At 66.1% G+C, this 16796-nt stretch carries 21 protein-coding genes; all 21 read left to right on the top strand.

The window, feature by feature from the left end:
* Positions 1 to 76 precede the first annotated feature (76 nt).
* On the top strand, positions 77 to 346 hold the full coding sequence (lysC, locus tag FAZ11_RS24915) for an Rz1-like lysis system protein LysC (RefSeq protein WP_193557126.1): 270 nt from the start codon (positions 77 to 79) through the stop codon (positions 344 to 346).
* The gene (locus tag FAZ11_RS02955) at positions 330 to 845 is read left to right on the top strand and encodes a phage tail protein (protein ID WP_058773333.1); all 516 of its coding nucleotides are present in this window, start codon (positions 330 to 332) and stop codon (positions 843 to 845) included. The genes lysC and FAZ11_RS02955 overlap by 17 nt, the downstream gene beginning before the upstream one ends.
* A 200-nt stretch (positions 846 to 1045) precedes the next feature.
* Positions 1046 to 1969 (top strand): baseplate assembly protein, encoded by a 924-nt coding sequence (locus tag FAZ11_RS02960; protein WP_058773332.1) that lies wholly within the window; start codon positions 1046 to 1048, stop codon positions 1967 to 1969.
* Positions 1962 to 2597 carry a phage tail protein I gene (locus FAZ11_RS02965; RefSeq protein ID WP_058773331.1) on the top strand — a complete coding sequence of 212 codons (636 nt, stop codon included), beginning with the start codon at positions 1962 to 1964 and terminating at the stop codon, positions 2595 to 2597. The genes FAZ11_RS02960 and FAZ11_RS02965 overlap by 8 nt, the downstream gene beginning before the upstream one ends.
* Positions 2590 to 4152, top strand: a complete 1563-nt coding sequence (locus FAZ11_RS02970; protein ID WP_058773330.1) for a hypothetical protein — start codon at positions 2590 to 2592, stop codon at positions 4150 to 4152. Before FAZ11_RS02965 ends, FAZ11_RS02970 begins: the two co-directional genes overlap by 8 nt.
* Before the next feature lie 2 nt (positions 4153 to 4154).
* Positions 4155 to 4715: a DUF4376 domain-containing protein gene (locus FAZ11_RS02975; RefSeq protein WP_058773329.1), complete on the top strand. Its 561-nt coding sequence runs from the start codon at positions 4155 to 4157 to the stop codon at positions 4713 to 4715.
* A 124-nt stretch (positions 4716 to 4839) separates the two neighbouring features.
* The gene (locus FAZ11_RS02980) at positions 4840 to 6234 is read left to right on the top strand and encodes a phage tail-collar fiber domain-containing protein (protein ID WP_058773328.1); all 1395 of its coding nucleotides are present in this window, start codon (positions 4840 to 4842) and stop codon (positions 6232 to 6234) included.
* Between the two features lie 10 nt (positions 6235 to 6244).
* A complete protein-coding gene (locus FAZ11_RS02985; protein ID WP_058773327.1) occupies positions 6245 to 6526 on the top strand; it encodes a hypothetical protein in 282 nt (93 codons plus the stop codon).
* Between the two features lie 68 nt (positions 6527 to 6594).
* Entirely contained in the window at positions 6595 to 7185 is a 591-nt protein-coding gene (locus FAZ11_RS02990) for a phage baseplate assembly protein V (protein ID WP_058773326.1), read from the top strand.
* Positions 7182 to 7526 carry a GPW/gp25 family protein gene (locus FAZ11_RS02995; RefSeq protein WP_058773325.1) on the top strand — a complete coding sequence of 115 codons (345 nt, stop codon included), beginning with the start codon at positions 7182 to 7184 and terminating at the stop codon, positions 7524 to 7526. Before FAZ11_RS02990 ends, FAZ11_RS02995 begins: the two co-directional genes overlap by 4 nt.
* Positions 7523 to 8431: a baseplate J/gp47 family protein gene (locus FAZ11_RS03000; protein ID WP_058773324.1), complete on the top strand. Its 909-nt coding sequence runs from the start codon at positions 7523 to 7525 to the stop codon at positions 8429 to 8431. Before FAZ11_RS02995 ends, FAZ11_RS03000 begins: the two co-directional genes overlap by 4 nt.
* Entirely contained in the window at positions 8428 to 9048 is a 621-nt protein-coding gene (locus tag FAZ11_RS03005; RefSeq protein ID WP_058773323.1) for a phage tail protein I, read from the top strand. The genes FAZ11_RS03000 and FAZ11_RS03005 overlap by 4 nt, the downstream gene beginning before the upstream one ends.
* Entirely contained in the window at positions 9045 to 10169 is a 1125-nt protein-coding gene (locus FAZ11_RS24920) for a phage tail protein (protein WP_058773322.1), read from the top strand. Before FAZ11_RS03005 ends, FAZ11_RS24920 begins: the two co-directional genes overlap by 4 nt.
* 9 nt (positions 10170 to 10178) lie before the next feature.
* Entirely contained in the window at positions 10179 to 10721 is a 543-nt protein-coding gene (locus FAZ11_RS03015; protein ID WP_058773321.1) for a DUF4376 domain-containing protein, read from the top strand.
* A complete protein-coding gene (locus FAZ11_RS03020) occupies positions 10718 to 11149 on the top strand; it encodes a hypothetical protein (protein ID WP_058773320.1) in 432 nt (143 codons plus the stop codon). The genes FAZ11_RS03015 and FAZ11_RS03020 overlap by 4 nt, the downstream gene beginning before the upstream one ends.
* A gap of 226 nt (positions 11150 to 11375) precedes the next feature.
* A complete protein-coding gene (locus FAZ11_RS03025) occupies positions 11376 to 12281 on the top strand; it encodes a baseplate assembly protein (RefSeq protein WP_058773318.1) in 906 nt (301 codons plus the stop codon).
* Positions 12271 to 12840, top strand: a complete 570-nt coding sequence (locus tag FAZ11_RS03030; protein ID WP_058773317.1) for a phage tail protein I — start codon at positions 12271 to 12273, stop codon at positions 12838 to 12840. The genes FAZ11_RS03025 and FAZ11_RS03030 overlap by 11 nt, the downstream gene beginning before the upstream one ends.
* On the top strand, positions 12840 to 14525 hold the full coding sequence (locus FAZ11_RS03035; RefSeq protein WP_058773316.1) for a phage tail protein: 1686 nt from the start codon (positions 12840 to 12842) through the stop codon (positions 14523 to 14525). The genes FAZ11_RS03030 and FAZ11_RS03035 overlap by 1 nt, the downstream gene beginning before the upstream one ends.
* Positions 14526 to 14709: 184 nt before the next feature.
* On the top strand, positions 14710 to 15876 hold the full coding sequence (locus FAZ11_RS03040) for a phage tail sheath protein (RefSeq protein WP_058773315.1): 1167 nt from the start codon (positions 14710 to 14712) through the stop codon (positions 15874 to 15876).
* Positions 15877 to 15920: 44 nt separating this feature from the next.
* The gene (locus FAZ11_RS03045) at positions 15921 to 16436 is read left to right on the top strand and encodes a phage major tail tube protein (RefSeq protein ID WP_058763407.1); all 516 of its coding nucleotides are present in this window, start codon (positions 15921 to 15923) and stop codon (positions 16434 to 16436) included.
* 53 nt (positions 16437 to 16489) lie between these two features.
* Complete coding sequence (locus FAZ11_RS03050) at positions 16490 to 16795, top strand: phage tail assembly protein (RefSeq protein ID WP_137279077.1); 306 nt, start codon at positions 16490 to 16492, stop codon at positions 16793 to 16795.
* Position 16796: the final 1 nt, after the last annotated feature.

Raw genomic sequence — 16796 nt, forward strand, 5'->3', positions numbered from 1 at the left:
CAGCAACTCCAGACCACCCAACACGACCTGCGCCGCGAACTGGATCTTCGCCGACGCCGGTTGCAGGAGCTCGAAGATGAAAACCGCGATCTCAAGGCCTGGGCTGCTCAGCCTCTGCCTGCTGCAGCTCGCCGGCTGCGCCAGCGCCCCCCCCTCGACGGTGCCAGCGCTTACCGTGACTGGCTGTCCCCTGGTGACGCCCTGCCAACTGCCGGCCACGGCGCCGCGCAGTAACGGCGAGTTGCTCGCCGACGCCGATACCCTCGAGGCGGCGTGGGCCGACTGCGCCGCCCAGGTCGACCAGATCTACACCCTGCAGCAGGCCCAGCATGAACAAACCCGCTAGTCTTCGCGCCCAGTTGCTCGCCAGCATCCCGGAACTGCACGACAACCCCAACCGCCTAGCCCTCACCGTCACCCAGGGCCGACTGCACTGCACCGGCGCCACCAGTCTGTCCTGGGAATACGCCTACCAGTTGCGCCTGACCCTGACCGACTTCGCCGGCGATGTCGACCTGGTGCTCCTGGCCTTGCTGCTCTGGGTCCGGGAGAACCAGTCCGACCTGCTGGTCAGTCTCGACCAGGCCGCCCAGGGCATCGGCTTCGAGATGACGGCGAGCGGCCTGACCCTGCTGCTGCCGCTCACCGAAAGAGTCGTGACCCAGCGCCAGGCGGACGGCTCCTACCAGCTGAGCCGCCCCGCCGAGCCGCACTACAGCCCCTACCTGGACGCCGGCACCTGGCAGCTCGCCACGGCCGACGGAGCCTTGAGCGAATGGCAGTCCAGCGCGGCTGGCGACGCCGTGGCGCTGGCCATGCCGCATCCGAGGCGTAGTCAGGCCTGAGGGTGATAGCTGCTGGGGTGGCGACATTCGTCACCCTTGCTTGTCGACCCGGCCACCACAACCCGGGCCTGCTGCACCCAGTCCGGGAGCCCGCCATGCTGGCTGGTACCGAGAGCTTGCAGACAATCTCGCCAAGCCACGCCCGCTGATCCACCGGCAGACCACCGAACGTGGCGGCCGCTTGCCTGGAACAATCCGCCATGGTCGACACCTTCAGTCCCATAGATCTCAGCCAGTTGCCAGCGCCGACCATCATCGAGGCGCTGGACTACGAATCCCTGCTCGCCGAACGCAAGACGCGTCTGATCGGCCTCTATCCCGCTGCCGAGCAGGCGGCCATCCGTACTCGCCTGGCGCTGGAATCCGATCCGGTGACCAAGATCCTGCAGGAGAATGCCTATCGCGAACTCATCCTGCGCCAACGCGTCAACGACGCCACCCGCGGCGTGATGCTGGCCTTCGCCCGCGGCAGCGACCTGGACCAGCTCGGCGCCAACTTCGGCGTGACCCGGCTACTGCTGCAGGCCGCCAATCCCAATGCCATCCCGCCCAGCGCCGCCGTCTACGAATCCGACGACGATTTCCGCGCCCGTATCCAGCTCTCGCCCGAGGGCTACACCACCGCCGGCAGCCAGGGCAGCTACGTCTTCCACGGGCTGTCGGCCGATGGCGACGTGCGCGACATCCAGGCCATCAGCACGGCGCCGACCCAGGTGACCGTCTACGTGCTGTCGCGACGGCCTTCGGGCCAGGCCTCGCCAGCGCTGCTGGCCAAGGTGAGCACCGCCCTGAATGCCGAGAAGGTCCGCCCGCTGACCGACAAGGTAACGGTCCTGGCTGCCAATATCGTCGACTATCAGGTCGAGGCCGAACTGACCCTCTATGACGGCCCCGACGCCAAGGTGGTGCTCGACGCCGCCTACAAGGCGGTGGAGGACTACGCCGCCAGCGTGAAGAAGATCGGCTACGACGTGGCCATCTCCGGCCTCTACCAGGCCCTGCATGGCGCCGGCGTCCAATCGGTGAAGCTCAAGCGGCCCGCGGCCAGCCTGGTCCTCGGCAACGGCGAGGCCAGCAACCTGACCGGGGTGACCCTCAGCGTGGCGGGGGCGACCGATGCGTGACCTGCTGCCACCCAACAGCACGCATCTGGAACGGCGCCTGGCCCAGGTCGGTAGCGCCATCAGTGACGTGCCGGTACCCACCCGTTCGGTCTGGAACCCGGACACCGCTCCGGCCGAGCAGTTGCCCTGGCTGGCCTGGGCATTGTCGGTGGACGCCTGGGATCCGCTTTGGAGCGAGAACCAGAAGCGCCAGACCATCCGTGCCAGCCTCCAGGTCCACCGCAGCAAGGGCACCTTCGGCGCCATCAAGGACGCCCTGGCCGCCCTGGGTTATCCCCTGCGCGTCCAGGAATGGTACCAGCAGACGCCGCCCGGCCAGCCCGGCACCTTCCGCCTGCTGATCGAAGTCGATCAGGTCGGCGTGCCTAACAGCAGCGCCGAACGCTTCCTGGCCGTGGTCGAGGCCGCCAAGAACCTCAGATCGCACCTGGACACCATCGAACTGCACGTGGCCAGCCGGAATCGGCGGTATCGCGCGGCCGTGACCATGGCGGGGTTCGAGCTGACGCTCCGCCCTTCCGATCTCCAATACGCCGTCCTGGAGCCTGGCTTCGTCGAGGCTGAATTCGGGCTGCACCAACTCACCAACGTGGACCTGGTCCAGGCGCTGGAACTGAAAAATGGCTGACTTGACCCTACCCGAGGTAATCACCCGCTTCCGGGAGAATGAGGCGCGCATTGCCGATTTCGTCAACGGCAATGCCGCGGGCTACTACACCACCACAGATGGCAAAAAGGTGGAGACGGTACCCGGTGTGGCCTCGCGCCTAGCATCGGCCATTGCGGCGGCCAGTGCCACAGCCGAGACCCTCAAGGGCACAGGCGGCGCGAAGCTGGTCGGGTACGGCGCGACCACGATCGATGCCGCTCTGACCGCCCAGGCGAAGGGGATCGCGGACAACGCCACGGCCATCGCCGACCTGGATACCGGCAAGCTCGCCAAAGGCGGCGGCACCATGACCGGCGCGCTCAAGCTGGCAGGAGACCCGACCGACCCTCTCCACGCGATCAGTAAGGGCTGGGCGGACGGCACCTATTGGAAGCCGGGTATCGGTGACGTCCTCGCCACTTGCCGCGGCGCGCCTGATGCGAACTGGATTCCTGAGGGCGCGAATTACTTGCAGGCGAGCTACCCGGACCTTTTCGCCAAGGTCGGTCTGCTCAACTATGACGGCGCAGGCTCCGCATTTGCTAAGGGAGCGGCATTTTCAAACGCTAATCCTCTGAATGTATTCGGCAAGGACGGCGTGCTCATGAGCACCGATACCGACCCGAACGGGGAGGTTTTCTATCTGCTGCGCAGCACGGACGGAGGGCTCTCATTCGCGCCCTTCCAATCGCCTACGGCTCGAATTACCTCCATCGGAACCGATGGCGCAGGGCTCTGGATTGCTGGCTCGACTGTAGGTCGCGTGCTGCGCAGCACTGATAACGGCTTGACCTGGACTGTTATCAACACCGGATCGGGTAATGACATCACTGGAATGGTGACGGATAAAAAAGGCTGCTGGATTGCGGTCACTTCGGGCGCGTGGGTTATGCGTTCGGACGATAGCGGCTTGACCTGGAAAAAGGTCGCGCTCCCTCTCACTTACGCCGCAAATATGCTTGCAACAAACGGCGCAGGGAAGTGGATTGGCATAGGCCCGGTCTCGAACACCATCTATTCCTCCGTGGATAACGGGCTGACCTGGACGACATACACCCTCACATATGCGAGCGAAAATGTTTCGTGGTCCGGCGTTACATACGGTCGGGGAGTGTTTGGCCTGGTCGGCGCGCAACAGACGAATTATGGAAATTATATGCCTTTCGGTTTTTCCCTAGACGGGTTTAACTGGAAGCTCGGCGCGGGCAGCAACTACTCTAATTATCAAGCTTGGTCTATCGCCATCGGCAAGGATGGCACTTATGCCGTTTGCGGCTATACAGGCGGCGCACTTCGCGGCGTCGTGTCGCTAGACTCCAAGGGCGCGATTACCTGGACCGGCCTTTTGGGGATGGGGGTTTCTGGCTGGCCAGTTAGCATGGCCACGGACGGCCTGGGGTTGTGGGTCGCTTTTAACACCAGCGATCGATTCCTTTACCGCGCCCAACCACTCTACGACGTTAAAACCTTATTCCAGGTCCCCAAGGCAGGGGTCCAGCCGGCCCCTTACGCCAACTTCATTAAGGCCAAATAACCATGGACACCATCACCCTCTATCAATGGGGCGCCGATGGCGTCCTGGTTGGCTCCTTCCTGGCCGATCCCATGGCCGGCATCCCCGAGCGCAGCACGCCGACGGCGCCAGCCAAGCTCACGGCCGGTCAGGTGGCCGTCTGGAATGGCCAGGGCTGGACCGCTGCCGACAAAGCGCCGGTGCCGGCGCTGCCGGCCGTCACGGCTGACCAGGTCGACGCCGAGCGGGACCGTCGCGTCGGGTTGGGCTTCGAGTTCCAGGGCAAGCGCTATCAGACCCGCGAGGCTGGTGACCGGGAGAACATCCTCGGCGCCATGAACAGCGCCCTGGCGGCAATCATGGCCGGCGCCAAGGCAGGTGACCTACGTTGGGCCGATCCACAGACGGACTTCGTTTGGATCGCCAGCGACAACCAGCGCGTGCCCATGGATGCCCAGACCACCCTGGCGTTCGGCCAAGCCGCCACGGTACGCAAGAGCCAACTGGTCCTTGCCGGTAGCGCGCTCAAGGCCATGATGCCTACCCCTCAGGACTTCGCTGCTGATCGGTGGTGGCCCGCATGAAGCCAGCAACCTTCGCCAAGGCATCTGAAGGTCAACTACTCCCGAACTGGTACTCCGTCCGCTGCCCGAGCGGCCCGTCTCCTCTCGACATCGGCCCTCTCATCTCTGCAAAGGTAGCCTGAGCATGGACTTCCACACGATCCACACCTACTACGGTCTCAAGCGCCTGGCCCAGGCCGAGGCCAGCGGCGTCGCCATCAACTTGAGCCACGCCGCGGTGGGCGATGGCAATGGCAACCCCGTCACCCCGGCCGAGGGCATGACCCAGCTGGTTCGCGAGCGCTATCGCACTACCATCAACCGCGTCTACCAGGACCCGGACGAGCCCCGCGGCTTTATCGCCGAGGTCATCATTCCGGCGGCTAAGGGTGGCTTTACCCTGCGCGAAGTCGGTCTCTACGATGATCAGGGCAGCCTGTTCGTGATCGGCAACCTGCCGGACACCTACAAACCGCTCCCCGGCGAAGGCGCCTATTCAGATGCCGTGCTGCGAGTGCAATTTCTCGCCGCCAACACCTCCTTCATCACCCTCAACGTGGACCCCAATCTGGCGGTGGCCAGCCACACCTGGGTGCTCAATACCTTCGCCAAGGCCTTGATCATCCCCGGCGGTACAGCCCGCCAGGTACTGGCCAAGACCAGCAACACCGACGGCGATTACGCCTGGACCGATCCCACCGAGGCCAAGGTCACCGTTCGCTCCATCGAGGAGATCCAGACGCTGGCGGCCGACCAGACGGTGGTCAGCCTGGCCAAGACCACCACCGTGGGTCTGGCGGTCTATATCGCCGGCGCGCGGCTACGGGCCGGGGAAGAATGGAAGGCCATCAGCACCACCACGCTCAGGCTGAGTAGCAGCTACCCGGCAGGCACCAAGATCATCCTGGCGCAGAACGATCCGCTGGGGACCTTCTTCGATCCGCTGCTGCGCGCCCAGAACCTGGCCGACGTACCGGACAAGGCCCAGGCCCGCGCCAATCTCGAGCTCTACAGCAAGAGCGAGGTGGAAGGCCTGATTCCCCGGGTACCGGCAGGCACCGTGGTCTACTTCGCTGGCACCACCGCGCCGACCGGTTGGTTCAAAGCCAATGGCGCGGCCATTTCCCGCACTGCCTACGCCGAACTCTTCGCCGCCTTGGGCACCTTCCATGGTGCGGGCGATGGCTTCACCACCTTCAACCTGCCGGATCTGCGCGGTGAATTCATCCGCAGCCTCGACGACGGCCGTGGGGTCGACAAGGGCCGTGGCCTGGGTACCGCCCAGGGCAGCCAGAACCAGGAGCACAGCCACGCCGGCCGCACCGCCACGGCCGGTGCCCACTCCCACTCCTATATGAACACCGACACCTTCGAGACCAGCACCAGTGGCCTGTCGGGCGGTAACAACTTCACCGACCGCGACAGCTACTACAGCACCAGCACCAACGGCGACCACAGCCACGCCCTGACCATCGACCCTAGCGGTGGCAGCGAAGCCCGGCCACGCAACGTCGCCCTGCTGGCCATCATCAAGTACTGAAGGAGTGCCCATGGACAAGCTCGTCTATCAGCTCGACCACGCCGGCTTCTACCTGGGCGAGACCGTCGCCGACGCCTCGCCGCTCGATCCCGGCGTCTATCTACTGCCGGCGCGCTGCGTGGAAACGCCGCCGCCTGCCACCTGGGAGGACAGCCAGTGGCCGCGCTGGGACGGCAGCGCCTGGCGCCTGGTCAATCGTCCCAGGGCCTTCGCGGCCGAGGACCCGGTCGACAAGCTCAAGGCCTTCCTGGCCGCCAATCCGGACGTGGCGCGGCTGATCGGCACCGCCTGAACTTGTCGGCCGCGCGCCGACAACGCCCGTCGGCTGCAGGGCGACCGGGCGAGCGCCATGCTGGCGGCATGAACGAATTCGCTGCGCTTTCCCGCCTCCTCGAGAACCTGATCCGCCTCGGTACCATCGCCGCGGTGGACCACGGCAGTCTCACCGAACCCCGCCCCGCCCGCGTGCGCGTGCAGAGCGGCGAACTGCTGACCGGCTGGCTGCCCTGGCTGACCCTGCGCGCCGGCAGCAGCCGCGAGTGGGACCCGCCGACCCTCGGCGAGCAGGTCGTGCTGCTCAGCCCCAGCGGCCAGACCACCCAGGGCATCGTCCTCTGCGGCCTGTTCAGCCAGCTGCTGCCGGCCAATGGCGACCGCGCCGACCTGCACAGACGCAGCTACCCCGACGGCGCCGTGATCGAGTACGACAGCCAGGCCCATCGCCTGAGCGCGGTGTTGCCTGAGGGTGGCGTCACCCAGCTGACCAGTACCGGGGGCATCACCATCGTCGGCCCCATCACCCACCAGGGCGACTATACCCAGACCGGCAACCAGCAGGTCACCGGCCAGGTCACCGTCAGCCAGGACGTGGTGGCGGCCGGCATCAGCCTGGTCAAGCACAAGCACGGCGGCGTCCAAAGCGGCGGCAGCCAGACAGGAGCACCCGCATGAATCGCAACACCGGCCAGGCCCTGGGCGACCTCGAGCACCTGCAGCAATCGGTCACCGACATCCTCACCACGCCCATCGGCAGCCGCCTGATGCGGCGCGACTACGGTTGCGACCTGTTCCGCCTGCTCGACCAGCCGCTCAACGGGGCCCTCGGCCTGCAGGCCAAGGCCGTCGCGGTGATCGCGCTACTGCGCTGGGAGCCACGCCTCAACCTCACCCATATCGATCTGGTCCAGGGCGAGCGTCCCGGCCAGGCCTTCATCGAGCTGGAGGGCTACAGCACCGTCAACGACGCGGCCGTCAGCCTGCGCGCCCCGCTGGTTCTGGGGGGCCTGTCATGACCACCTTCACCCCCATCGATCTGAGCCAGCTGCCGGCGCCGAGCGTGGTGGAGCCGCTGGACTTCGAAAGCCTGTTGCAGGCGCGCAAGGAGCAGCTGGTCAGTCTCTGGCCCACGGCCGAGCAAGCCGCCCTGCGTGCCCGCCTGGCACTAGAGTCCGAGCCGCTAACCAAGCTGCTCGAGGAAAACACCTATCGCGAATTGCTGCTGCGCCAGCGGGTCAACGAGGCGGCGCTGGGCACCATGCTGGCCAAGGCTCGCGGTAGCGACTTGGAACAGATCGCCGCCGGCGTGAATCTCACTCGCCTGGTGGTCACCGCCGCCAACCCCGACGCCGTACCGCCCACCGCGGCCGTGCTGGAGACGGACGATGCCCTGCGCGAGCGGGTGCAAATGGCCTGGGAGGGCCTCAGCGTGGCCGGGCCGCGCAACGCCTACATCCTGCATGCGCGCAACGCCAGCGGTAAGGTCGCTGATGCCAGCGCCACCAGTCCCAGCCCGGCAGTGGTGACCGTCACCGTGCAGAGCCTGGAGGGCGACGGCAGCGCCTCGGCCGAGTTGCTGGCCACCGTCAGCCAGGCCCTCAACGACGAGGACGTGCGCCCGGTGGGCGATCGCCTGATCGTACAATCGGCGCAGATCCTCACCTACCAGGTCAAGGCCGTGCTGCACCTGGCCAACACCGGTGCCGAGGGCGAAGTCATCCTGGCCACCGCCCGGCAGCAGCTGGCCGCCTACGTCAACCAGCGGCGTCGCCTCGGCGTGCGGGTGTCGCGCTCCGGCATCGATGCCGCGCTGCACGTCGCCGGCGTGGCCTGGGTCGAGCTCAAGGACTGGCAGGATCTGACGCCGACCGAAGCCCAGGCGGCCTATTGCACCGCCAGCACGGTCACCCTGGGCGAATGACCATGAAGACGTTGCTGCCGCCCAACAGTACCCCGCTGGAACGCCTAGCCGCCGAGGCGCTGGCCGGCATCGGCGAGGTGCCCGTCCCGCTGCGCGACCTGGCCGACCCCGACCGTTGCCCCGAAGAATTGTTGCCCTACCTGGCCTGGGCCCGCTCGGTGGATCGCTGGGATAGCGGCTGGAGCGAGGCCACCAAGCGCCAGGTCATCAAGTCGGCGTACTTCGTTCACGCACACAAGGGCACCATCGGCGCACTGCGCAGGGTGGTGGAGCCCCTGGGCTATCTGATCCGCATCCACGAGTGGTGGCAGGAGAGCCCGACCGGCATCCCGGGCACCTTCCGCCTGGACGTCGGGGTACTCGACAGCGGCATCACCGAGACCATGTACGAGGCCATGAGCCTGCTGATCGACGACGCCCGCCCGATCGGCCGGCATCTGATCGGTTTGGCCATCAGCCTGGAAACCCGTGGTACCGCAGGTGTCGGCCTCGCGACCTACCAGGGCGAGATCCTCAGCGTCTACGCCTACCAGCCCGACGCCATCGTCGTCAGCGGCCAAGCCCTGCTCGGCGCCGGCAGCACCCACACCCTCGACACCCTGAGCATCTATCCATGAGCCAGACCTACTACGCTATCCTCACGGCCATCGGCGAGGCCAAGCTGGCCAACGCCGCGGCGCTCAACACCACCCTGAAGATCGCCAAGATGGCGGTCGGCGATGGCGGTGGCGCCGTGCCTACGCCCACACGCACCCAGACGGTCCTGGTCGGCGAGTGGTATCGCGCCGGCCTCAACACCCTGAGCGTCGATCCGAGCAACACCAGCCAGATCATCGCCGAACTGGTCATCCCAGAGGCCACCGGCGGCAACTGGATCCGCGAAATGGGCCTGTACGACATCGACGGCAACCTGATCGCCGTGGCCAATACCCCACCCAGCTACAAGCCACAATTGGCCGAGGGCTCCGGCCGGACCCAGGTGCTGCGCATGATCCTGGTGGTCAGCAGCACCAGTGCCGTGGAGCTCAAGATCGATCCCAGCGTGATCCTGGCCACTCGGCAATACGTCGACACGGCCACCCAACAGGCGAGCGAGACCGTTCGGGGGACAGCCAAGGTCGCGACGGAGGTGGACATCTCCGCGGCGACCGATGACACCCGCTTCATCACATCCAAAAAACTTGCCGGCTGGTGGGGCGCGGCGATGAAGCAAGCCAGCGAAATCACTTTCGGCTGGACCATGCTGGCTACACAAGAGCAAGTGTCTGCCGGTACCAATGATGCCACCACCGTGACGCCGAAGAAGCTTGCCTCCTGGTGGACCTCGGTGATGAAACAGGCCACCGAGAGCATCCTCGGCTGGGCCAAGCTAGCTACTCAGGCCCAGGTCAACGCCGGCACCGACGACGCCACCATCGTGACCCCTATGAAGCTCCGGGCAGGCTTCTCCGTCAGCTTCGGCTACGTGGGTTACATCGCCCTCCCGGCCTGGCTCGGTGGCTTCATCCTCCAGTGGGGCTCAACCGTTGCCAGCAATATCACCTCACTGACCGTGACCTATCCCGTTGCCTATCCCAACGCCTGCTATGGCGTATGGCAGTGCATCTACAACGACACCGTGGGCTCGACCGACTCTGTGCGTCGTACCACCTCCGGGGCGCCACTCACCACCGCTACTTTTCGAGTGACCAATGCCGACGGCGGAAGCTCGGTCGGCTGGCTCAGCATCGGCCGATAGGAGACCTATATGAAATTCTTCGCATCCCAATCCACGGGCGGCCTTTATCTCAGCGCGCTGCACTCGAAGATTCCCGGCGACGCTATCGAAATCAGTCAGGAGCAGTACGAAACCTTCAAGGGACAATCCATCGACTGGAGCGACTCGGGCATGCCGAGTCTTTACGATCCTCAACAGGACAAGACCGTGATCCGTGCCACCATCGCCGGCGCCTGCAATGCCACAATCCTGGAGGGCTTCATCTCCGCGGCCCTTGGCGCCGAGCACCGCTACCCTGCCAAACTCACCGACCAGAGCAACCTGCAGGCCTCTGTCTTGGAATCCCTTTTCCCCGGCCTGGCCGACGACTGGACAACCCCCTTCTGGTGCCAGGACGCCACCGGCACCTGGGCCTACCGGCCTCATACCGCCGCCCAGATCCAGCAGGTAGGTACAGACGGCAAGAACGCCATCAATGCCTGCATCGCTCACAAGATCAAGCTGGAAGAGCAGCTCGCCAATGCCGAGACCCTCGCCGAGATCGAGGCTATTACCTGGGCGGCGCCGCAGTGATCCACCTGGCCCTGTACAAGGCGCCGGGCGACACCTACGACCGTTTCATCCGCGCCTGGACACGCAGCCCCTACTCACATTGCGAGCTGGTGCTGCCGGACGGTCGCTTTGTCACCAGCTCGCCCCGAGACGGCGGCGTGCGCGCCAAGGTGATCGACCAAGATCCAGCGGTCTGGGACTTCCTGCCCCTGCCCTGGCTCCAGCCGGCCCACGTCGAGCAGCTGCTCGAGCAGGAAGCCGGCGCCGGCTACGACTGGCTCGGCATCCTCGGCAGCCAGATCCTGCCGGCCGGCATCCAGAGTCGGTCCCGCTGGTTCTGCTCGGAGTTCTGCGCCCAGGCCCTCGGCCTGGAGCAGCCCCAGCGCTACAGCCCAGGTCAGTTGGCCGAGGCCATCCGCTGGGTCTCCAATCTAAGCCCCATCTTGTAGCGCTCCCCACCACAACCCCCGCCCCATGACCAGGCTGCCCGGGTCCGCCAGCCTGTGCAGCGTCATCCTTTCCTGGCACTTTTCCCACCATGGCCGCTCCCGCACTACCTCGCGATCCGTCCCGTTCTGGGCGTCACCCTTCCCGACTTCGCTCCAGCCGCATTCCGGAACATCGAGCGCGCACTCCCGGCGCCTCCCGCCCGCCCCATCCTCGCGGAGTCCACCCATGATCGATCTCTCGCAACTCCCCTCACCCACCGTCGTCGAGCCCCTCGACTTCGAGACGCTCCTGGCCCAGCGCAAGGCGCGTCTGCTCGCCCTCTGGCCGGTGGCGGAGCAGGAGGCGCTGGCCGCCCGGCTGGCCCTGGAATCCGAGCCGCTGACCAAGCTGCTCGAGGAAAACACCTATCGCGAGTTGCTGCTGCGCCAGCGCATCAACGAGGGCGCCAAGGCGACGCTGCTAGCCTACGCCAGCGGTGCCGACCTGGAGAATCTGGCCGCCTGGTATGGCGTCACGCGGGCGCTGGTAACGCCGGCCGACGCCACCGCCAAGCCGCCACGCGCAGCCGTCTATGAAAGCGACGAGCGCCTGCGCCAGCGCACCCAACTGGCGCTGGAAGGCTTCACCACCGCCGGCTCGCGCAACGCCTATCGCTACCACACGCTGTCCGCCACGCCCCAGGTCAAGGACGTGGCCATCCTGCGGCCGCTCCAGGGTACGGTTCGGATAGTGGTGCTTGCGGCCATGGGCGATGGCACGCCCGATGCCGCCCTGCTGGCCCAGGTGGCGACCACCCTCAACGATGAAGACGTGCGCCCGCTGTGCGACACCGTCGAGGTCGGTGCCGCCACGGTCCTCACCTACGAGGTCAAGGCCACCCTGCAGCTCTATCCCGGCCCCGAACAGACCGTGGTGCGGCAGAACGCCCTGGCCAAGGCCCAGACCTATGTCGCCGAGCGCCATGCCCTGGGCAAGGACGTCACCCGCTCCGGCCTGTTCGCCGCGCTGCACCAGAGCGGCGTGCACAACGTGCGCCTGGCCAGCCCGGCGAGCGACCTCGCGGTAACCGCCGATCAGGCGGCCTATTGCAGCGCCATCAGCCTGACCACGGAGATCCTCGATGACGCCTGAGTCGCTGCTACCACCCAACCGTACCCACCTCGAGACGGCCCTGGCCGCGGCCGGCGCCGACCTCGCGGCACTGCCGGTGCCCTTGCGCGATCTCTGGAATGCCTGGCGGTGCCCGGCCGGCCTGCTGCCCTGGCTGGCCTGGGCCGTCTCGGTGGATGACTGGGACGCCAACTGGGGCGAGGACAGGAAACGCCAGGTCATCGCCGACTCGGTACGCATCCATCGCCACAAGGGTACCCGTGGCGCGGTGCGCCGGGCGCTGGCCAACCTGCTCGGTAACCAGGACTTCACCCTGCTCGAAGGCGCCCAGGGCGGTCATTACGACGCCCGCTACGCCTATGACGGGGAGCGCTTCCACGGCCATGCCGAGCACTGGGCCCAGTACCGTCTGTACGTCCGGCAACCCATCAGCGTCGCCCAGGCGGCGCTGATCCGCAGCACCCTGGCCGATGTGGCCCCAGCGCGCTGCGAGCTGCTGTCGCTCAACTTCACCGCCGCGCTCAATGACCACAGCGGCACCTTCCACTACGACGCAAGCTTCACCTACGGAGTCGCCTGATGGCCAATCTCACCGAACAAAACCAGTACGAAGACGGGATCTACCAGATCGAGAAAAGCGACCCGGTGGTCGGCGGTGCGGACGGCATCTCCAACCGCCAGGCCAACCAGTTGGCCAACCGCACCCGCTGGCTCAAGACGCGCCTGGACGGCCTGCTCGACTCGCCCGTACTGACCGGCAAACCCACCGCCCCTCGCCCGGTGCCGGGCACCACCAGCGACCAAGTACAGACTGCCGCTGGCGTGCTGGCGCAACTGGCGGCCTTCGGCATCGGGGCACGCAATCTAGCGACCCTCAGCGACCTAGATGATAAGACCCTGGTCCCCGGTCTCTATCTATTTGGCAATGGTAGCAAGGGCACTGCACCTGACACCTTCGGCGTGGTCTTGATCGCCAGTCAATCCGCTGGCACATCCAACAGCAACTGGGCCAACCAATTATTCTTCGGCACTAAAGGCAAGGTCAGCTTCCGTAATAGCGTGAATCTGAGCGACTGGAGTGCCTGGACGACTGTGAGCATGGCGGAGTCCCTGGCCAAGGTCGCCATCGGCGGCCGCTTCGCCGATCTACCCAATGAAGTGCAGCATTGGCTCGCCGGAAAATCCGCCGCCAATGGCTGGAAGAGCACCTATCTGCAAAACCTGGAGCCCACCGGTAACCTTGCCCTGGAGATGGCCAACGCAGGGGGTTGGATCGTCGGCTCTATTCAAGGCGTTCAGGATGGGAACGGCGGCTGGTCGCAACGACTTTTCTATACGCCCCCGGGAGATACCGCCAAGGACCGCCGGGTCGAGTGGCTTTCCGTCTACACGGATGGCGTAGTGAAGCTTGGCGGCGCTACCTTGCCTGCCGGCCGTACCGGCCAGATCCTCACCAGCGAGGGCGAGCAGGCGGTCAACGGTACCAAGCGTTTCAATGGCGAGGTCCAGACGACCAACGCCAACTGCTGGCGCCACGTGAGCAGCGACTACGGCTCCTTCTGGCGCAACGATGGCACCGCCCTCTACCTACTGCTTACCGCCAAGGGCGATGCCTACGGTACCTGGAACGACCTGCGGCCCTTTGCCGTGAATCTGGCGACCGGTCGGGTAGCCATGTCCTCCGGCCTGGAGACCTTGACCGTCGCCTACGGCGACCGCAGCAACAACGCGGCCTCCACCGCCTATGTGCTTAACGCCATTGGTGATCGTGCCGGCGCCATAGAATATTTCGCCCGCAGCAGCGCCCCGAACGGCTACCTCAAGGCCAACGGCGCGGCAGTCAGCCGTACCACCTATGCGACGTTGTTCGCCGCCATCGGCACCACCTTCGGGGCCGGCGACGGTTCCACCACCTTCAACCTGCCCGACCTGCGCGGTGAGTTCATCCGCGGCTGGGATGACACTCGCGGGGTGGATGGCGGAAGAGCCTTCGGTAGTAGCCAAGCAAGTCAGAACCTGGCGCACGACCATAGTGCGACTACGGGCTCGGCCGGAGCTCACAGCCACACCATGAGCTGGTTCAATGACGGCGCTCAGCTCGGTACGAACGATAACTCCGTCTTTGGAGACGAAAACCGCTATGGCGCGGTCACCCTGACGACAAGTACTGCGGGCAACCACACTCACTCCGTCTCGATCTCGAGCTCCGGCGGCAACGAGTCCCGCCCACGCAACATCGCCCTGCTCGCCTGCATCAAGTACTGATGCCCGGCTAGCTCACCCCGCATCGAAAAGCCCCCGCACCGGGGGCTTTTCATTTCCGTCCCAAACCAGCCTTGCGACCTGGCGCCTTGTAGCCCCAACCCCCACAACCCCACCACCACGACAGTCGTAAGCGATTGCGCCAGCCTGTGCAACGTCACCTAACCATCTGCGCAGGCAAACCCTCATGGCTGACTATCATCACGGCGTCCGTGTCCTCGAAATCAACGAAGGCACCCGCTCCATCTCCACCGTTTCCACCGCGGTCATCGGCATGGTCTGCACCGCCAGCGACGCCGACGCCACCGCTTTCCCGCTGGACACTCCCGTCCTGCTCACCAACGTCCAGGCGGCGGTCGCCAAGGCCGGCACCAAGGGCACCCTGGCGGCTTCGCTGCAGGCGATCGCCGACCAGTCCCAGCCGCTCGTGGTGGTGGTGCGGGTCGCCGACGGCGCCAACGCCGCCGAATTGACGACCAACATCATCGGCGGTGCGGCCAACGGCAAGTACACTGGCATGAAGGCCCTGCTGGCCGCCAAGGCCCAGCTCGGCGTGACCCCGCGCATCCTCGGCGTGCCCGGCCTGGACACCCTGGAAGTGACCACCGCCCTGGTGGCCATCGCCAAGCAGCTGCGCGGCTTCGTCTACGCCAGCTGCAACGGCTGCGCCACCAAGGAAGACGCGGTCACCTACCGCGGCAAGTTCGGTGCCCGCGAGCTGATGCTGCACTGGCCGGACTTCCTGGCCTGGTCCACCACCACCAACACCACCGTCACCGCCAACGCCACCGCCCGCGCCCTGGGCCTGCGCGCCCAACTGGACCAGAGCATCGGCTGGCACAAGACCCTGTCCAACGTAGCCGTCGACGGCGTCACCGGCATAAGCAAGGACGTGTTCTGGGATCTGCAGAACACCGCCACCGACAGCGACTACCTCAACGGCAAGCAGGTCACCACCCTGATCAACCACGACGGCTACCGCTTCTGGGGCTCGCGCACCACCAGCGCCGATCCGCTGTTCGCCTTCGAGAACTACACCCGCACCGCCCAGGTGCTGGCCGACACCATGGCCGAGGCGCATTTCTGGGCCAACGATCGGCCCATGCACCCGAGCCTGGTGCGCGACATCGTCGAAGGCATCAACGCCAAGTTCCGCGAGCTGACCCGCCAGGGCTACCTGCTGGGTGGCGAGTGCTGGTACGACGCCGACGGCAACGAGAAGGAGTCGCTCAAGGCCGGCAAGCTGTTCCTCGACTACGACTACACCCCAGTGCCGCCGCTGGAAGACCTCACCCTGCGCCAGCGCATCACCGACCGCTTCCTGGTCGACTTCGCCGCCCGCGTCAACGCCTGAACCTGATCCGGCGCGCCCCCCGGCGCGCCTCTGGAGAGCATCCCATGGCCCTGCCCCGCACCCTCAAGAACCTCAACCTGTTCAACGACGGCAACAGCTACCTGGGCGTTGCCAAGTCCTGCACCCTGCCCAAGCTGGCGCGCAAGATGGAAGCCTTCCGCGGCGCCGGCATGAGCGGCCCGGTCAAGGCCGACATGGGCCTCAGCGACGACGGTATCCAGCTGGACTGGACCCTCGGCGGTCTGGACCTGACGGCGCTCAAGCAATTCGGCGCGGTCGGCGCCGACGCCGTGCCGCTGCGCTTCGCCGGCGCCTACCAGCAGGACGACAGCGGCGACGTCACCGCCGTGGAGATCGTCGTGCGCGGTCGCCACGAGTCCATCGAGATGGGCGAAGCCAGTGCCGGCGGCACCACCGAGCACAAGATCACCACCACCTGCAGCTACTACAAGCTGACCGTGGATGGCGTCACCGTCATCGAAATCGATCTGCTGGCCTTCGTCGAGAAGGTCGACGGCAAGGATCGTCTGGCCCAGCAACGCGCCGCCCTCGGCATCTGACCCCGCCCGGGCCCGCTGCGGCGGGTCCGGTCCACCCTTCAAGGAATCTCCCCATGACCGCTACCACCCAAGACAACCTCGTGGTGCTCGACCAGCCCGTACAGCGCGGCGAGACCCGCATCGAAGAGCTCAGCCTGCGCAAGCCCACTGCCGGCGAACTGCGCGGCGTATCGCTCTCCGAACTGCTCAACCTCAACGTCGACGCCATCGTCCGCATCGTCCCGCGCATCAGCCAGCCCAGCCTGAGCGAAGCCGAGGTGCGCGCCCTGGACCCGGCCGATCTGGTCGACCTGGGCGGGAAGATCGTCGGTTTTTTGCTGAAGAAGTCCGACAAGGCGGCGCTCTTCCCCGCCACGTAGA

Origin of the sequence: Pseudomonas rhizoryzae (assembly GCF_005250615.1) — a bacterium.
Lineage (GTDB): Bacteria > Pseudomonadota > Gammaproteobacteria > Pseudomonadales > Pseudomonadaceae > Chryseomonas > Chryseomonas rhizoryzae.